Here is a 15,503-nt window from a genome sequence, read left to right as displayed (position 1 = left end):
GAGAGGCCGTTATTCCTCTCCCTCCGCATCCAGGAGTTCCATGTTGAGGCCGAGGCCGCGCACTTCCTTGACGAGAACGTTGAACGATTCCGGCACGCCGGCTTCGAAATTGTCCTCGCCCTTGACGATCGACTCGTAGACCTTGGTCCGGCCTGCCACGTCGTCCGACTTCACCGTCAGCATCTCCTGCAGGGTGTAGGCGGCGCCATAGGCTTCCAGCGCCCAGACCTCCATCTCCCCGAAACGCTGACCGCCGAACTGCGCCTTACCGCCCAGCGGCTGCTGGGTGACGAGCGAGTACGGGCCGGTGCTCCGTGCGTGGATCTTGTCGTCGACAAGGTGGTGCAGCTTCAGCAGGTACTTGACGCCCACCGTGACCTGACGGGAGAACTTCTCGCCGGTGCGGCCATCGAACAGGTCCGACTGGCCCGACAGGTCGAAACCAGCGCGCCCGAGCGCGTCGTTGACGCCCTCTTCACGGGCCCCGTCGAAGACCGGGGTGGCGATCGGAACACCGCCGGTGACGTGACCGGCCGCCTCGACGATACGATCCTCGTCCATGTCGGCGATGCCCTCTTCGTAGACATCGTCGCCATAGACGATCTTCATCGCGTCGCGCACCGGGGTCAGGTCGCCCGAACGGCGATACTCGTCCAGCGCGTCATCGACCTTCAGGCCCAGACCGCGCGCGGCCCAGCCCATATGGGTCTCGAGGATCTGACCGACGTTCATCCGGCTCGGCACGCCGAGCGGGTTCAGGACGAAGTCGACCGGGGTCCCGTCGGCGAGGAAGGGCATGTCCTCCATCGGCACAACGCGGGAGATAACGCCCTTGTTGCCGTGACGGCCGGCCATCTTGTCGCCCGGCTGAAGCTTGCGCTTCACCGCGATGAAGACCTTGACCATCTTCATCACGCCCGGCGGCAGGTCGTCGCCACGGCGGACTTTCTCCACCTTGTCCTCGAAACGGGCTTCAAGCGCGCGCTTCTGCACGTCGAATTGCTCGTTGAGCGCCTCGACGATCTGGGCGTCGGCCTCCTCGGCCAGCGCAAGCTGCCACCATTGGCCCTTGGAGAGCGTTTCCAGAAGGTCCTCGGTGATCTGGGAGTTCGGGGCGATGCCCTTCGGACCCTTCACCGCGACCTTGCCAAGGATCATGTCCTTGAGACGCGCATAGATGTTGCGCTCGAGGATGGCCATCTCGTCGTCCCGGTCACGGGCCAGACGCTCAACCTCTTCGCGTTCGATCTGCAGCGCGCGCTCGTCCTTTTCCACGCCATGGCGGTTGAAGACGCGCACTTCCACGACGGTGCCGAAATCCCCCGGCGGCAGGCGCAGGGAGGTGTCGCGTACATCCGATGCCTTTTCGCCGAAGATGGCGCGCAGGAGTTTCTCCTCCGGCGTCATCGGGCTTTCGCCCTTGGGCGTGATCTTACCCACGAGGATGTCCGCCGGGCCAACTTCGGCGCCGATGTAGACGATACCCGCCTCGTCGAGGTTGCGCAGGGCTTCCTCGCCGACGTTGGGAATGTCGCGGGTGATCTCTTCCGGGCCGAGCTTGGTGTCGCGGGCCGCGACTTCGAATTCCTCGATATGAACGGACGTGAACACGTCATCGCGCGCCACACGTTCCGAAATCAGGATCGAGTCCTCGTAGTTGTAGCCGTTCCACGGCATGAAGGCGACGATCACGTTCTTGCCGAGCGCCAGTTCCCCGATATCGGTCGACGGGCCGTCGGCGATCACCTCGCCCTTGGAAACCTGGTCGCCCACCTTCACCAGCGGACGCTGGTTGATGCAGGTGTTCTGGTTCGACCGCTGGAACTTGCGCAGACGGTAGATATCCACGCCCGGGTCGCCAACTTCGAGATCGGCGGTGGCGCGGATAACGATCCGCTGGGCATCGACCTGGTCGATGATGCCGGCGCGCTTGGCCATGATGGCCGCGCCCGAATCTCGGGCCACCACTTCCTCGATGCCGGTACCGACCAGCGGCGCCTCGGCGCGTAGGAGCGGAACCGCCTGACGTTGCATGTTCGAGCCCATGAGAGCGCGGTTGGCGTCGTCGTTTTCCAGGAACGGGATGAGCGAGGCGGCGACCGAGACCAGCTGCTTCGGCGACACGTCGATCAGGTCCACCACGTCGCGCGGCGCCATGGTGTATTCGCCGGCCTGACGCGTGTTCACCAGCTCGTTCTCGAACCGACCGTCTGCGTCGAGGTGCGCGTTGGCCTGCGCCACGGTGTGACGCATTTCCTCGGTCGCGGACATGTAGTGAACCTCGTCGGTCACCTGTCCGTCCTTCACCACCCGGTAGGGGGTTTCGATGAAGCCGTACTTGTTCACGCGGGCAAAGGTGGCGAGGCTGTTGATCAGGCCGATGTTCGGGCCTTCCGGCGTTTCGATCGGGCACATCCGGCCATAGTGGGTCGGGTGCACGTCGCGCACCTCGAAGCCGGCACGCTCGCGGGTCAGACCGCCCGGTCCAAGCGCCGAGAGGCGACGCTTGTGCGTCACTTCGGACAGCGGGTTGGTCTGGTCCATGAACTGCGAGAGCTGCGAGGAGCCGAAGAACTCGCGCACCGCGGCGGCCGCGGGCTTGGCGTTGATCAGGTCCTGCGGCATGACCGTGTCGATCTCGACGCTGGACATGCGCTCCTTGATCGCGCGCTCCATCCGCAGCAGGCCGACGCGGTACTGGTTCTCCATCAGCTCGCCGACGGAGCGGACGCGGCGGTTGCCGAGGTGGTCGATATCGTCCACCTCGCCCTTGCCGTCGCGCAGTTCCACCAGAGCCTTGATACAGGCGATGATGTCTTCCTTGCGCAGGGTCCGCTGGGTATCCTCGGCGTCGAGGTCCAGGCGCATGTTCATCTTCACCCGGCCAACAGCCGAGAGATCGTAGCGCTCGCTGTCGAAGAACAGCGTGTCGAAGAGTGCGGAGGCCGCTTCCACGGTGGGCGGCTCACCCGGACGCATCACGCGATAGATGTCCATGAGCGCGGTATCGCGGTTCATGTTCTTGTCCGTCGCCATGGTGTTGCGGATGTAGGGGCCGACGTTGACGTTGTCGATGTCGAGAACCGGGATCTCGGTGATGCCGGCGTCAAGCAGGTCCTTGAGCGTGCCGCCGGTTACGTCGCCGTCCTTGTCCACTTCCCAGGTCAGTTCGTCGCCGGCTTCGACATAGATCGCGCCGGTTTCCTCGTTGATGATGTCCTTGGAGACATAGCGGCCGACGATCTGGTCGAAGGGCACCAGCAACTCGGTGATCGTGCCTTCGTCGAGGATCTTCTTGACCGCGCGCGGCGTGACCTTCTTGGTCGCCTCGCAGATCACTTCGCCGGTGGCGGCATCCACAAGGTCGAAGGCCGGCCGGGTGCCGCGCACACGCTCGGGGAAGAACTTGGTGACCCAGCCCTTGCCCTTTTCCAGCTTGAAGTCGACGGTGTCGAAGTAGTGATCGCAAATGCCTTCCTGGTCGAGACCCAGGGCATAGAGCAGCGTCGTGACGGGCAGTTTGCGGCGGCGGTCGATGCGGGCGTAGACGATATCCTTGGCGTCGAATTCGAAGTCGAGCCAGGAGCCGCGGTAGGGGATGATCCGGCAGGCGAAGAGCAGCTTGCCCGAGGAATGCGTCTTGCCCTTGTCGTGGTCGAAGAACACGCCGGGGCTACGGTGCATCTGGGAGACGATGACCCGCTCGGTGCCGTTGACGATGAAGGTGCCGTTGGGCGTCATCAGGGGCATGTCGCCCATGAAGACGTCCTGCTCCTTGATGTCCTTCACGGATTTGGCGCCGGTGTCCTCGTCCACATCGAACACGATCAGGCGCAGCGTCACCTTGAGCGGTGCGCTGTAGGTCATGTCGCGCTGCATGCATTCTTCGACGTCGTATTTCGGCTTTTCCAGCTCGTACTTGACGAATTCGAGCACGGCGGTCTCGTTGAAATCCTTGATCGGGAAGACCGATTGGAAGACACCCATGATGCCTTCGCCATCGCGGGGGTCGGGCGCGTCGCCGGATTTCAGGAACAGGTCATAGGAAGATTTCTGAACCTCGATCAGGTTCGGCATTTCCAGGACTTCCCGGATCTTGCCGTAGTATTTGCGGAGTCTCTTCTGGCCAAGGAAGGTCTGCGCCATGTGGTATGTCACCTTTCGTCTGTCGCATTGTGCAACGCCGTCGGGCCCCGGCTGCACGCCGCTCACGAATGAAGGGGGTCAGGTTCCATTCCCGCCGCCGTCCCAAAGGCAGCTCCCGAACCGTTTGAACCGCGCCTTGGAAAGGGCTCGGACATTAGCCCTTTCCAAGACAGGTTCGGCTGGAGCCGGTTCGCGACCGGCTCCAGCCTACATTCCTCGTATCGAGGCTCGGATTACTTGAGCTCGACTTCGGCGCCAGCTGCTTCCAGCTTGCCCTTGATCTCTTCGGCCTCGGCCTTGTCGACGCCTTCCTTGACGGCTTTGCCGCCGGCTTCGACCAGTTCCTTGGCTTCTTTCAGTCCGAGGCCGGTGATGGCGCGGACTTCCTTGATGACGTTGATCTTCTTGTCGCCAGCGGCTTTGAGGATCACGTCGAATTCGGTCTTCTCTTCCTCGGCAGCGCCACCGGCGTCGCCGGCCGGACCGGCCATCATCACCGCGCCGCCAGCGGCGGGCTCGATGCCGTACTCGTCCTTGAGGATGGTTTTCAGTTCCTGGGCTTCGAGCAGGGTCAGACCCACGATCTCTTCAGCAAGTTTCTTCAGATCAGCCATTTTGTGCTTTCCGTTTTCCTAGATGTGTTCCAACGCGAGGAATGCAACCCCACGAAGGTCTCGCGATCAGGCGGCCTCGCCGCGCTCCTCGATGGTGCTGAGAATGCTCGCGATGTTCGAAGCAGGTGCGCCAATGGCCCCGGCAATGTTGGATGCAGGCGCGCCGATGCAGCCGACGATGGAAGCAATGAGCTCCTCGCGCGACGGCATTTTCGACACGGCCGTGACACCAGCACGGTCCAGGGCGTTCTCTCCCATGGCCCCGCCAAGGATTTCGAACTTTTGGTTCTCCTTGGCAAAGTCCTCGGCAACCTTGGCCGCGGCCACGGGGTCTTCCGAGAAGGTGAGAACGGTCATGCCCGTCAGATACTCGCCGATGCTTTCGCAGGGCTGTCCATCAAGGGCGATCTTGGCGAGCCTGTTCTTGGCAACGCGAACGGAGGCTTCGGCACCGCGGGCGCGAGCGCGAAGATCCTGCATCTCTGCAACCGTGAGACCTTCGTAGCGGGCAACCACCACGACGCCAGAGCTTTCGAAGATCTGGCCGAGTTCCTCGACCACTTTCTCTTTCTGGGCTCTATCCACAGTTTCACTCCAAGTATGGGAGGCTTGCACCCCCCGGCTCATGTTTGCCGGATTGCTCCGGCGTTCAGGTCCGTATACGGGGCTGCGCCAATACGCCCGAGGACACCCTCGGCCAATCTTGTCGTATCCCGTCTCAGGCAGGAGATTAAGGCAAGGATGCCACCCACCGTCTTGGACGAAACGCAAAACAGCGCACGACGAATCGCACGCTGAACTGCGAGAAGGTTACATATTCGCAAACCGAAAGGTTGCCAAGGTCAAACCCGTCACTAGTAACAGAGCGGTGAGGTCAGACGCTCGACGCAGCAACTCGCGAGCCGCACCCGCCCCAACCGCCCGACGCCAACCGTCCGATTGCGCCCTCCGGGCGTCGTTCAATAGAGCGCCCCCAGCTGTGGCGGCTTCAGCGAAGGCAACACCCACACCTTCGCCCCCTGTTCGGCGCGGTCGAAGAGGTCGATGGCATCCTGATCGAGCAACCGGACGCAGCCCGAGGAGACCGCCTTGCCAAGATGCTCCGGCTCGCAGCCGCCGTGGATGCGGTAGAGCGTGTCCTCGCCGTTCTGGAACAGGTAGAGCGCGCGTGCGCCCAGCGGGTTTCCCGGGCCGGGGTCCATGCCGCCGTTTTCGACGGTGTAGGCGGCGAGTTCCGGGCGCCGTTCGGCCATTGACTCCGGCACCTTCCAGCGCGGCCATTTGCGGCTGTATTGCAGCCTTGCCACCCCGCTCCAGGAGAAGGCGGCCGCACCCGTGCCGGCTCCGTAGCGCAGCGCTTTGCCGTCGGCCTGCACCAGGTAGAGGTAGCCCTCGTCGGGGTCCACGATGATCGTTCCCGGCGCCTCCTGCGGGAGCGGGTTGTCCACCGTTTGCCGCCAAAGGCGTTGTGGGACGACACCCTCGGGCACCGCAGGTACCGGATAGGGTTCGTCGGTGACAGCGCCATAGATAGGCGGAAGCGGCGGGATTGGCTCCACCGGAACGGGCTGTCGGGAGACTGTATCGGGCGCGGGCTGGGAGCAGGCCGTCAGGGCGGCCGCGCTGCCAACGGCGAGGAAATTGCGGCGGGTGATCATGGGAGGAATCCTTTTCGGTGCGCATCAATCGACGGGGCGCATTGCGCCGGGGCGATCAAAGTGCACGAGGCGGGTCGAGATGGCCGGGCGGATCCGATCCGTTACCGGCGCGGCCGCGTTCAGGGCGCGGCCCGACGCTGCGTGGTGGCGCCACCGTGAGCGGTCGTGCGGCGGGCAGGCCGATGTCCATGCCACAATACGAACCGGGCAGCGTTGCCTTGCGGCAGTGTTTCAACGTGTCGGGCGACACAGTTGCAATCGCCCCGGCGGCGTCGCTTTCGGCGGACATTTCGGTGCGGATGGCGTTCAACTGCGCTTCGATGGACGCGACGCGACTGCCGGCATGCGCACCCCAAGGGAGCACGCAGACGATGAGCAGCAGGATCACGATGTTGTGCATGTGGCGCATAGGCGATCCTTGCCAGAGGCGGTGCTGCCGGTCGAGACCCGGTCAGGGCGCGCTTGTGCAATTTGCCGTGATCGCGGGCAGCGGCGACGTTCGGCTCAGCGCAGGGATTGCAGGAGCGCCATGGACGGTTGCCCCGTCACCGGCAGGCCGCGGCTGCGCTGGTAGCCGGCAATGGCGGCCTCGGTATTGGAACCGATCACGCCGTCGGCGCCCTGCGTGTCGAAGCCTGCCGCGGTGAGGCGCTGCTGAAGCTCCTTGCGGTCGTCGATGGTCATGCCCTGCGCGTCCGGCGGAAACCCGGCCTGGATCGGCGGTTTGCCGAGGATGCGGTCGGACAGGTGCCCGACGCCGAGCCCGTAGCTCTCGGCATTATTGTAGCGCAGTATGACGTTGAAATTGCGATAGGTGACGAAGGCTGGCCCGCTTGCCCCCTGTGGGATCAGGATGGCGGCCGAACCATGGTTTGGCACTGGCCGCCCGCCGGTATCTGTCACGCCCATGGAGGCCCAGCTTGCCGCGCTCCGGGCGTTTCCACGCCCGGCCAGACCGGTGTTGAACCCTGCCGGCAAGCGCACTTCCATGCCCCAGGGCTGGCCGGTGCGCCAGCCGTTTCGCTGCAGGTAAGCGGCGGTGGAGGCCAGTGCGTCGGCGGGATTGTCGGACCAGATGTCGCGCCGTCCGTCGCCGGTGAAATCCACCGCGAAAGCCTGGTAGGATGTGGGAATGAACTGCGTGTGGCCCATCGCCCCGGCCCAGCTCCCGGTCATCCGATCCGGCGTGATGTCGCCGTTTTGCAGGATCCGCAGCGCCGCGATGAGTTGCTTTTCCATGAACGCGCCGCGCCGGCCATCGTAGGCGAGCGTGGAGAGCGCGGAGATCACGGGAATGTCGCCGCGCCGCGCGCCGTATTTGCTTTCCAACCCCCAGATGGCGGTGACGATCTGCCGTTCGACGCCGTAGCGTTGCTCGATGGCGGCGAGGGTCGACCCGTGTTGCCGCAGCGCGGACTTGCCGAGGCGCACGCGCTCGTCGGACGCCGCAATTGCCAGATAGTCTTCGAGGCTTCGCTTGAATTCGGTCTGGTTGCGGTCCTTCTCGATCACCTCCGGAAGGTACCCGACGTTGCGGAACGCCCGGTCGAGCGTGGCCTGCGAAATGCCGCTCGCGGCGGCACGGGGCTTGAACGCCGCGACCCAGGCGTCGAACGCCGGGTTCGGGACGGCGCGCGCGCGGGTGACTTGCGTGGAGGAGGTGCCGCTGCCGCCTCCGCCACTGCAGGCGGTCAGAGCGGTGGCGAGAAGCCCTGCCGTGACGGTGCGTCTGGTTGTCTGCATGGTTCTGTCCTGCCCGGTTTGCCGTTGTTGCCCCTCAATACCCGAGGCTCGCCAGCGCGCAAAGCACTCCGGCCCGGTCGGCGCAGTTACGCCGAAAGCGTCGTTGACCGGGCGGTGCGTTGCGCCAGATAAGGGAAGGGAAACAGCGAAAGGACAGGACATGAAGGGCGCGAAGGAATTTCTGGAGGAAGCCGACGCCGTGGTGCCGCGTATCACGGCCGAGGACGGTATCGCAAAGCACAAGGACGGCGGATCGGTGTTCCTCGACGTGCGGGATTCGAGCGATATCGCCAACTCGGGCACCATTGCGGGGGCGGTGCGCATCCCGCGTGGCATGATCGAATTCGCCGCCGACCCGAACACGCCGTTCCACGAGACGCGTCTCAATTACGATGCCGACATCGTCATCGTCTGCGGCGCCGGTGGTCAGGCGGCGCTCACCGGGAAAACGCTGGTCGACATGGGCTACAAGAACGTCTCCAACGTCGGCGGCTTCAACGACTGGAAGACGGCGGGCGGCCCGACTGAAGGCTAGGCCCCTTTGCAAGGGTAACATTTCATGAGCGGGTCCGGGCGGTCTGCCCGGGCCTGCACCGGGTGCTGAGAGGACGCGCGCGGGCGACGGCGTTTCTTTTGCAATGAGTGGATCACGTGTCCCTGAGGGACAATTCGGTGTCGCATCCGGGCTGTCGGTGTCGCGGGCGGCGCGCCATGATGGACGCGCGTCCCAACGGAGCCGTCGATGCACACCGACCCACTGCTGCAAACCTACCGCCTGAAGCACCTGACACTGCGCAACCGGCTCATGACCACGAGTCACGAGCCGGCCTACACCGAAGATGGCATGCCGAAGGCGCGCTACATCGCCTATCACGCCGAGCGCGCGAAAGGCGGCGTCGCCCTGGCGATGACGGCGGGCTCGGCCGTCGTCTCTCGTGACAGCCCGCCGGCTTTCGGCAACATCCTGGCTTACCGCGACGAGGTCGTGCCATGGATCCGGAGGCTCACCGATGCATTGCACGAGCACGGGTGCGCGGCGATGATCCAACTCACCCATCTCGGCCGGCGCACCGGTTGGTCGAAGGGTGACTGGCTTCCATCCGTCGCGCCGGGGCCGCATTACGAACCGGCGCACGGGTTCTTTCCGAAGGTTCTGGAGGATTGGGATATCGCCCGGATCGTCGGCGACTTCGCCGATGCGGCGGAGCGGATGAAGGCCGGGGGGATGGACGGGATCGAGCTGGAGGCCTACGGGCACCTGATCGACAATTTCTGGTCGCCGCTGACCAATACGCTGGATGGTCCCTATGGGCCGCAGACCTTGGAAAGCCGCATGCGGTTTGGGCTGGAAGTTATTGATGCTATTCGAGAACGCGTTGGGGATGACTTCGTTCTCGGCGTGCGGTTCACGGCCGACGAGAATTGCGGCGGCGGCATCGACCCGGAAATGGGTCTGGCGATGGCCGAGCGTCTGAAGGCAACGGGCAAGGTCGACTTCCTGAATGTCATTCGCGGCCGCATCCATACCGATCCGGCGCTGACCGACGTGATCCCGGTGCAGGGGATGCGCAATGCGCCGCACATGGATTTCGCCGGGACGATCCGCGCAGCGACGGGCCTGCCGACATTCCATGCGGCGAAGATCCCGGATGTGGCCACCGCGCGCCACGCGGTGTCGGCCGGGTTGCTGGACATGGTTGGAATGACGCGCGCCCATATCGCCGATCCGCACATCGTGCGAAAGATCATGGCTGGCCGGGAAGAGGATATCCGCCCCTGCGTCGGCGCCAATTACTGCCTCGACAGGATCTACCAGGGCGGCGAGGCGCTCTGCATGCACAATGCGGCAAGCGGGCGGGAGCAGACGATGCCGCAGGATATTCCACCAGCGGAGGAGCGGCGCAAGGTTGTCGTCGTCGGCGCGGGGCCGGGTGGGCTGGAGGCTGCCCGGGTGGCGGCGGCACGCGGACACGAGGTTGTGGTCTTCGAGGCGGCCGATCAGCCGGGCGGCCAGCTGCGGCTCGCGGCGCGCTCTGAGCGGCGGCGCGAGATGATGTCGATCATCGACTGGCGCATGGCGCAATGCGCTGCAGGAGACGTGACGTTCCACTTCAATACATGGGCGGAAGTCGATGATGTAATGTCGGAAACGGCGGACATCGTGATTGTCGCATCCGGTGGTCTTCCGAACGTGGAACTCTTCGAGACCAATGGCGAGAACGCGCTGCTGACAAGCGCGTGGGACCTGCTGTCGGGCGATGTGAAACCGGCAAATACGGTGCTCGTCTACGACGAGGCCGGCGATCATCCGGGCCTTCAGGCGGCCGAACTTGCCGCAATGGCCGGATCGGTGGTGGAAGTCATGACGCCCCACAGGACCATTGCCCCCGATGTCATGGGGATGAATCTCGTGCCCTACATGCGGGCGCTTCAGGACAAGGCGGTCACGCTGACCGTCGCGCGGCGGCTGCTGGCGGTCGCGCCGTCCGGGAACCGGCTGAAAGCGACAATCGGCACGGATTACAGTGCGTTCCGCAGCAATATTGAGGTGGATCAGGTGGTCGTCAATTACGGCACCCGGCCGCTCGACGAATTGTACCACGCACTGCGGCCAGCCTCCCTGAACCTCGGCGAGGTGGATTACAACGCGCTTCTGCACGGACGTCCGCAGACGTTGGTGCGCAACCAAGACGGTGCGTTCCGGCTCTATCGCATTGGCGACGCGGTATCGCCGCGCAACACGCACGCCGCGATCTACGACGCCCTCCGGCTGGTGAAGGACATCTGAGGCCGCGCCACGTGCCGGCATCCGGAGCTTCCCCCGTGGGCACTCTGGCCAAGCGTGCCGCGACGTGATTACTGTTCGGTCAGTCGCTGGCGGCGGTTCGGCTTCGCGGGAGGATAGAATGCAGGTTGCCCTCATTGGCGTTGGGATGGTGGCCCGAACCCATGTCGAGGCCTTGGCCGCGACCGACGGCGAGGTGTCCTTGCGCGGTGTCCTGGCGGCGCATCCGGAACGCGCGGCCGGTTTCGCAGAAGACGTGGCGCCGATTTGCGGTGCAGCACCGCTGGTCTACCAGGACGTGGCACAGATCGCCGGGGACGACGCGGTGGACTTCGTGTTGCTCTGCACCCCTCCGAATGCACGAATGGAGATCGTGCAGACCCTGACACGGGCTGGCAAGCCGATCCTGATGGAGAAGCCGGTAGAGCGCGACAGCGTGGCCGCGGAGGAGATCGTCACGCTGTGCGAAGCCGCCGGCGTGCCGCTTGGCGTCGTGTTCCAGCATCGGTGCCGGGAGGCGTCGCAACGGGCGGCGGCGCTTGTCGCAGAGGGCGCCCTTGGCCGGATCGCGCTGGTCGAGGTTGCCGTGCCCTGGTGGCGGCCGCAGGCCTATTACGACGAACCGGGGCGTGGAACCTATGCGCGCGATGGCGGCGGCGTGCTGATTTCGCAGGCGATCCACACGCTCGACCTGATGCTTTCGCTCACCGGGCCAGTGCGTCGCGTGCAGGCGATGGCGCGCACCACCGGGTTGCACCGCATGGAGTCGGAGGATTTCGTGAGCGCCGGGATGGAGTTTGCCAGTGGCGCTGTGGGGTCACTCGTTGCGTCCACGGCGAGTTACCCGGGCAGCGCGGAGTACATCGTGCTGCATGGGGAGGCGGGCAGCCTCCGGCTGGAATCCGGCATTGTGACGCTCGACTGGCAGGATGGTCGCCGTGAAACCATCGGTGCACCGGCCGCCGGTACCGGCGGGGGAGCCGACCCGATGGCATTTACCCATGCCTGGCATCAGGGCGTGATCGAGGATTTTGCCGATGCGCTCAAGACCGGGCGTGCCCCGCTGGTGACGGGCCGCGAGGCGCTGACGGTTCACCGGTTGATCGACGCGCTGGTGCGGTCGTCCCGCGAGGGGCAGGCCGTGGACCTTTGAAAGGTTTCGTAATCCATGGAAAAAACGATGAAATTCGCCGCTCTCGGGATTGAGCACCGGCATATCTTCGGAATGGCGAAGAATATGGTGGATGCGGGGGCCAGCTTTGCCGGTTGGTGGAACGATGGCGACCCGGAGCCGCTGGAAGGATTTCGCAAGCGGTTTCCGGACGTCCCGCGGGCGGCGGATCGCCGGGCGCTGTTGGCGGACAGGGAGATCGACCTTTTCCTGATCGCCGACCGGCCTGACCGCCGCGCCGCGTTGGCGGTGGAGGCGATGGAGGCCGGCAAGGACGTGATGACCGACAAGCCGGGGTGCACAACGCTCGAACAACTTGGCCAGATCAAGAGTTGCCAGGCGGCGACGGGGCGCATCTGGTCCGTCAACTTTTCCGAACGCTTCGAGGTGCCGAGCGTGACGCGGGCAGAGGCGCTGGTGGCGGCCGGGGAGATCGGCCGCGTGGTGCAGACGGTGGGGCTTGGCCCGCACCGGCTCAACAAGGCGACGCGGCCGGACTGGTTTTTCGACCGCGAGGCCTATGGCGGGATCCTTTGCGACATCGCTTCGCACCAGATCGACCAGTTTCTCCACTTCACCGGGTCCACCGATGCGGAGGTGACGATGGCGAGCATCGGCAATTTCGCGAATGCCGAAACGCCCGGGCTACAGGACTTCGGCGAGATCGCGCTGCGGAGTTCACAGGGGCACGGCTATATCCGCGTCGACTGGTACACGCCGGATGCGCTTCCGAACTGGGGCGACGGGCGGCTGACGATCCTCGGGACCGAGGGCTATATCGAGTTGCGGAAATACGTGGATGTGGCCGGCGCGCCGGGCACCGATCACCTGTTTCTCGTCAATGGCACGCGCTGCGAGAAGGTCGACTGCGCAGATGCCGGGTTGCCATATTTCGGGCGGCTGATGGCCGATATCCGGGACCGGACCGAGACCGCCATGCGCCAGGAACATTGCTTCCGCGTCATGGAACTGGCGCTCGAGGCGCAGCGCATGGCCGAGGGGATCCCGCGCCCGTGATCGGCGTCGCGATCATAGGGGCGGGGATCGGGCGGGAGCATCTCGACGGCTACCGGGCATTGCCGGAACGGTTCGACGTCCGCCGAATCTGTGATCTGAACCTGGCGCGGGCAGAGGAGATTGCCGCACCATTCGGTCTTCCCGTCGGCCGGGATCTTGCGGAGGCACTGGCCGATCCCGGGGTGGATCTGGTGGATATCTGCCTGCCACCGCATCTGCATGTCGCCGCCGCCATGGAGGCCTTGAACGCTGACAAACACGTGGTTTGCGAAAAACCCATGGCACCGTCGCTGGCCGAGGCCGACGCGCTGATTGCCTGTGCCGAGCAGTCGGGCAGGGTGCTCGCGCCGGTATTCCAGTATCGCTACGGCCCGGCGATGGAACAGATCGAGGCGCTGCGCGGAGCCGGCCTGCTTGGAAGCGCCTATGCGGCCAGTGTCGAGACGCATTGGAATCGCGGTGCATCCTACTACGACACGCGCTGGCGCGGCACGTGGGACGGCGAGAACGGTGGCGCGGTACTAGGCCACGCGATCCACAACCACGACCTGTTGGGAACGCTGCTCGGCCCAGTCGCGGAGGTGCAGGCCCAGGTCGCCACCCGCGTGAACAGGATCGAGACGGAGGATTGTGCGGCCATTCTGCTGCGTTTCGAGAGCGGCGCGCTGGCGACCTCTTCGGTGACGCTGGGCGCGGCAACGGACACGAGCCGCCTGCGCCTCTGCTGGGAAGGGGTCACCGCCGAGAGCGGGGCCGAGCCCTACGCGCCGATGTCGGTGCCGTGGCGCTTCACTGCGCGAGATCCTGCGGACCAGCCCGCGGTCGATCGCGTGTTGGCCTCGGTGGGGCCGTCGCCCAGCCGTTTTGCCGGGTTCTTCGCGGCGCTGGCGGATCGGATCGAAAATGGCGGCACTCGGGCGGTGACGCCACAGGACGGTCGGCGGTCCGTGGAACTGGTCGCGGCAATCTATCACGCGGCACGAACGGGGCGGTCGGTGCGAATGCCGCTGCGGCAGGACCACCCGTTGTATGCTGGTTGGGTGCCGGAAAGGCATTCGGCCGAACCGGTCTGAAAAAGGGAGGAAGGACCAATGACTTTGAAACAGGGGATTTTCGGAATGGCCGCGGGATTGCTGGTGGCTGGTTCGGCGGCCATGGCGCAGGAAATCCGCTTCATGTGCTATTCCGACGGCAACGAATGCGAAGCGGCCGGCGAAATCATCGACCGGTTCGAGGCCGAGAACGAGGGTGTGACCGTCGTAATCGACAAGGTGCCTTACAAGGCGATCCTGGAGAACCTGCCGGTGCAACTTGCCGCCGGCACGGGGCCGGACATGGCAAAGGTGACGGACCTCGGCGGGCTGAGCCAGTATTATCTGGATCTCGCACCGCACGTTGACACGGCCTATTGGGAGGAGAGCTTCGGTCCGATCCTGAACTGGTACCGCAGCGGGCCGGAGGATTCGGGCGTCTACGGGCTGCACTCGCAGCTTACGATCACCGGGCCCTACATCAACACCACCCTGTTCGAACAGGCGGGCGTCGAGGTGCCGGGCGAAGACGCGACATGGGACGACTGGGCGGAGGCCGCGCGCGCGGTGGCAGAGGCCACCGAAACGCCCTTTGCAATGGCCATCGACCGCTCCGGGCACCGGATCGCCGGCCCGGCGATTTCCTACGGCGCGCAGCTCTTTGCGGAGGATGGCACGCCGATCCTCGTGGACGAGGGCTTCCAGACCTTCGCGCAGAAATTCGTCGACTGGAACGCCGATGGCACCATGGCACGCGACGTCTGGGGCGCCACGGGCGGCACCACCTACCAGGACGCGGCGCAGGAATTCATCAACGGCGAGCTGGTCTTCTACTATTCGGGGAGCTGGAACGTTCAGCGAATGGACAGCTCTATCGGCGACGCGTTCGACTGGGCCGTTGTCAGCTCGCCCTGCGGTCCGGCCGCCTGCTCCGGCATGCCGGGCGGCGCCGGTATTGTCGGCTTCAAGGACACCGAGCATCCGGAGATCGTTGCCAAGTTGATCGACTTCCTGGCGCAGAAAGACAACTACGCCGAGCTTGCCGGAAAATCGCTCAACATCCCCGCGCATGGCGTTGTCATCACTGAGGGCATGACCTACGAGAGCGCTTCTCCGGCCGCCGGGGCTGCGCTCAATGCCTATGCGTCGCAATTGCCGAAAGTCTCGCCCATCGCCTTCGCTTATCAGGGCTACAAACTGAACCGCGCGATGTTCAACATCTCTGCCACGCGGATTACCCAGGCCATCGTGGGCGAGTTGACCGTCGAGGAGGCGATGGAACGCGCGAAGGAGGATCTGGCGCAAGCGTTGGACGAAGCCGGCGAATAGCGCCGCCAA

12 protein-coding genes are annotated in these 15,503 nt (G+C 64.9%); 6 read left to right on the top strand and 6 right to left on the bottom strand.

The annotated features are described in order from the left end of the window. Positions 1–9 precede the first annotated feature (9 nt). The 6 genes from rpoB to ARC39_RS20355 all read right to left on the bottom strand — a co-directional run bounded on the left by rpoB (position 10) and on the right by ARC39_RS20355 (position 8,161). The gene (rpoB, locus tag ARC39_RS20380; protein ID WP_068117054.1) at positions 10–4,146 is read right to left on the bottom strand and encodes a DNA-directed RNA polymerase subunit beta; all 4,137 of its coding nucleotides are present in this window, start codon (positions 4,144–4,146) and stop codon (positions 10–12) included. Between the two features lie 233 nt (positions 4,147–4,379). Beyond that, a complete protein-coding gene (rplL, locus tag ARC39_RS20375; protein WP_068117052.1) occupies positions 4,380–4,760 on the bottom strand; it encodes a 50S ribosomal protein L7/L12 in 381 nt (126 codons plus the stop codon). 66 nt (positions 4,761–4,826) lie between these two features. After that, positions 4,827–5,345: a 50S ribosomal protein L10 gene (rplJ, locus tag ARC39_RS20370; protein WP_068117050.1), complete on the bottom strand. Its 519-nt coding sequence runs from the start codon at positions 5,343–5,345 to the stop codon at positions 4,827–4,829. 374 nt (positions 5,346–5,719) lie between these two features. Then, positions 5,720–6,418 (bottom strand): L,D-transpeptidase, encoded by a 699-nt coding sequence (locus ARC39_RS20365; protein WP_068117048.1) that lies wholly within the window; start codon positions 6,416–6,418, stop codon positions 5,720–5,722. A gap of 55 nt (positions 6,419–6,473) precedes the next feature. Continuing rightward, positions 6,474–6,827, bottom strand: a complete 354-nt coding sequence (locus ARC39_RS20360) for a hypothetical protein (RefSeq protein WP_068117047.1) — start codon at positions 6,825–6,827, stop codon at positions 6,474–6,476. 95 nt (positions 6,828–6,922) lie between these two features. After that, positions 6,923–8,161: a lytic murein transglycosylase gene (locus ARC39_RS20355; protein ID WP_068117045.1), complete on the bottom strand. Its 1,239-nt coding sequence runs from the start codon at positions 8,159–8,161 to the stop codon at positions 6,923–6,925. 160 nt (positions 8,162–8,321) lie between these two features. On the opposite strand from ARC39_RS20355, the gene ARC39_RS20350 reads away from it, so the two are divergent. The 6 genes from ARC39_RS20350 to ARC39_RS20325 all read left to right on the top strand — a co-directional run bounded on the left by ARC39_RS20350 (position 8,322) and on the right by ARC39_RS20325 (position 15,494). Next, positions 8,322–8,696, top strand: a complete 375-nt coding sequence (locus ARC39_RS20350) for a rhodanese-like domain-containing protein (RefSeq protein WP_068117043.1) — start codon at positions 8,322–8,324, stop codon at positions 8,694–8,696. 207 nt (positions 8,697–8,903) lie between these two features. Further along, positions 8,904–10,949 (top strand): oxidoreductase, encoded by a 2,046-nt coding sequence (locus ARC39_RS20345; protein WP_068117041.1) that lies wholly within the window; start codon positions 8,904–8,906, stop codon positions 10,947–10,949. A 118-nt stretch (positions 10,950–11,067) separates the two neighbouring features. Continuing rightward, positions 11,068–12,099 carry a Gfo/Idh/MocA family protein gene (locus ARC39_RS20340; RefSeq protein ID WP_068117040.1) on the top strand — a complete coding sequence of 344 codons (1,032 nt, stop codon included), beginning with the start codon at positions 11,068–11,070 and terminating at the stop codon, positions 12,097–12,099. A 27-nt stretch (positions 12,100–12,126) separates the two neighbouring features. Continuing rightward, a complete protein-coding gene (locus ARC39_RS20335; protein WP_236545319.1) occupies positions 12,127–13,134 on the top strand; it encodes a Gfo/Idh/MocA family protein in 1,008 nt (335 codons plus the stop codon). Beyond that, on the top strand, positions 13,131–14,207 hold the full coding sequence (locus ARC39_RS20330; RefSeq protein WP_068117038.1) for a Gfo/Idh/MocA family protein: 1,077 nt from the start codon (positions 13,131–13,133) through the stop codon (positions 14,205–14,207). The genes ARC39_RS20335 and ARC39_RS20330 overlap by 4 nt, the downstream gene beginning before the upstream one ends. 18 nt (positions 14,208–14,225) lie before the next feature. Beyond that, positions 14,226–15,494, top strand: a complete 1,269-nt coding sequence (locus tag ARC39_RS20325) for an ABC transporter substrate-binding protein (protein WP_068117037.1) — start codon at positions 14,226–14,228, stop codon at positions 15,492–15,494. Positions 15,495–15,503: the final 9 nt, after the last annotated feature.

The organism is Tropicimonas marinistellae (assembly GCF_001509585.1).
GTDB lineage: Bacteria > Pseudomonadota > Alphaproteobacteria > Rhodobacterales > Rhodobacteraceae > Tropicimonas > Tropicimonas marinistellae.
The sequence above is the reverse complement of the archived record's forward strand: the minus strand, read 5'-3'. Positions and strand labels throughout refer to the sequence as shown.